Origin of the sequence: Pseudomonas sp. Larv2_ips (assembly GCF_963879675.1) — a bacterium.
In the GTDB taxonomy this organism is placed as follows: domain Bacteria; phylum Pseudomonadota; class Gammaproteobacteria; order Pseudomonadales; family Pseudomonadaceae; genus Aquipseudomonas.
This window is the reverse complement of sequence record NZ_CAWOAW010000012.1, coordinates 1-372: the sequence shown is the minus strand read 5'-3', so window position 1 is coordinate 372 and position 372 is coordinate 1. Positions and strand designations below refer to the sequence as shown.

The 372-nt window shown below is 53.0% G+C and carries 3 tRNA genes; all 3 read left to right on the top strand.

Features of this window, described 5'->3' with window-relative positions:
* Positions 1-5 precede the first annotated feature (5 nt).
* The 3 genes from AACV02_RS04430 (at position 6) to AACV02_RS04420 (ending at position 372) form a co-directional block, all read left to right on the top strand.
* A tRNA-His gene (locus AACV02_RS04430) sits at positions 6-81 on the top strand.
* Between the two features lie 56 nt (positions 82-137).
* Positions 138-222 (top strand) — tRNA-Leu (locus AACV02_RS04425).
* 77 nt (positions 223-299) lie between these two features.
* Positions 300-372, top strand: a tRNA-His gene (locus AACV02_RS04420).

The following is a 372-nucleotide window of genomic DNA, read 5'->3' as shown; positions in this document are numbered from 1 at the left end:
ATATGGTGGGCGTAGCTCAGTTGGTAGAGCACGGGATTGTGACTCCCGTTGTCGAGGGTTCGATCCCCTTCGTCCACCCCATATTTTAAAAGGCGCCAGATTAATCATCTGGCGCCTTTGCTTTAAGAGCTTCAAGCGCGGATGTGGTGGAATTGGTAGACACACTGGATTTAGGTTCCAGCGCCGCGAGGCGTAAGAGTTCGAGTCTCTTCATCCGCACCAATTAAAGCTTTGCACCGCCGTCAGGGGGTGCGAGGTTCGACAGAGAAGATGGTTGAGTTCTTTGTTAATGCAATATGGTGGGCGTAGCTCAGTTGGTAGAGCACGGGATTGTGACTCCCGTTGTCGAGGGTTCGATCCCCTTCGTCCACC